This window comes from Streptomyces sp. NPDC054841 (genome assembly GCF_053611045.1).
In genome coordinates this window covers 1-1374 of sequence record NZ_JBSGZO010000905.1, presented here as the reverse complement: position 1 = coordinate 1374, position 1374 = coordinate 1, and the positions used below count along the sequence as shown (strand labels likewise).

The 1374-nt window shown below is 69.9% G+C and carries 2 protein-coding genes; one reads left to right on the top strand and one right to left on the bottom strand.

Features of this window, described 5'->3' with window-relative positions; all coding sequences use genetic code 11:
* The first annotated feature begins 66 nt into the window (after window positions 1–66).
* Entirely contained in the window at window positions 67–672 is a 606-nt protein-coding gene (gene folE / locus ACWGI8_RS44325; protein ID WP_453669296.1) for a GTP cyclohydrolase I FolE, read from the top strand.
* A 461-nt stretch (window positions 673–1133) separates the two neighbouring features.
* Here folE and ACWGI8_RS44320 read toward each other — a convergent pair.
* On the bottom strand, window positions 1134–1374 hold a 241-nt coding region (locus ACWGI8_RS44320; protein ID WP_453669295.1), incomplete at its 5' end, for a DUF3180 domain-containing protein.

Genomic DNA, 1374 nt, shown 5'->3' with positions numbered 1-1374 from the left:
TCCCAGGTTCTAGCCTGGGAGGCGCGGCGTTTTCGCGCCATGGCAGAGCACAGGAACGAGGCACAGATGACCGACCCGGTGACGCTGGACGGCGAGGGAACGATCGGCGTATTCGACGAGAAGCGAGCCGAGAACGCCGTACGCGAACTGCTCATCGCGGTCGGCGAGGACCCGGATCGCGAGGGCCTTCGGGAGACGCCGGCGCGGGTGGCGCGGGCCTACAAGGAGATATTCGCGGGACTGTGGCAGCAGCCCGAGGACGTGCTGACGACGACCTTCGACCTGGGCCACGACGAGATGGTCCTGGTGAAGGACATCGAGGTCGTCAGCTGCTGTGAGCATCACCTGGTGCCGTTCCGGGGCGTCGCGCACGTCGGCTACATCCCGTCCACCAGCGGCAAGATCACCGGCCTGTCCAAGCTGGCCCGCCTCGTCGATGTCTTCGCCCGCCGCCCGCAGGTGCAGGAGCGGCTGACCACGCAGATCGCGGACTCTCTGATGGAGATCCTGGAGCCGCGCGGCGTGATCGTGGTGATCGAGTGCGAGCACATGTGCATGTCGATGCGCGGGATCCGTAAGCCGGGCGCGAAGACGATCACCTCGGCGGTGCGAGGGCAGCTGCGCGATGTCGCCACGCGCAATGAGGCGATGAGCCTGATCATGGCGCGCTGACGACCTGTCGGTGTGATGAGTCTGATCATGGCGCGTTGATGACCTGTCCGCGCGATGAGTCCGATCATGGCGCGTTGACGGTGTCCGTGTCTCAACTGCGGGGTACAGCGGGCGGCTTGCCGGAGGACGTCAGGACCCGGCTCGCGACGATCCTCGCCTCGTCGCAGGTGCAGGGCGGGACCCTTCTCTGACCCGGCGGCCGCCCAAGCCCTGCGGGACGGACCGCCGCCTTCGCCGCCCCCCGCAGGGCCCATGCCGCCGGGAGCCACTGCGGCGCAAGGCGTCCTGGCCGGGGACGGAATCCAGGCCCGACGGCGACGAGGCTTCGGTTCGCGCCGCGTGCGTGCGTGACGTGGTGGGCAGCCGTGCGGGTGGGTCCGGGTTCGTGCCGCGTAACGTGCGCGGGGGCGACAGGCGCAGCCTCATAGGCTCCCGGCCCAGCCGGGGGTGTGGGGGCCCCGCTAGCGTGCCGGGACGTGGCCCGGGCCGTTGTCCTCGTCCTCGTCCTCGGGGAGTTTGCAGACCCGCTCCAGGAAGAACGCCGCCGCGATCACCGCGATGCCCGCCAGGACCGAGAAGGCGGCGTAGATCGCCTGGTCCCGGCGGGCCGGGATGTCCAGGGAGCCGAGCAGGAAGACGCCCGTCCCGCCGTACATACCGCTGACGATCGCCGCGACGAGAGCGCTGGCCTGGCCGAAGACC

What these genes read in the sequence shown, in the direction of transcription:
- folE (WP_453669296.1), top strand. Translation starts at nt 67, where the DNA reads ATGACCGACCCGGTGACGCTGGACGGCGAGGGAACGATCGGCGTATTC.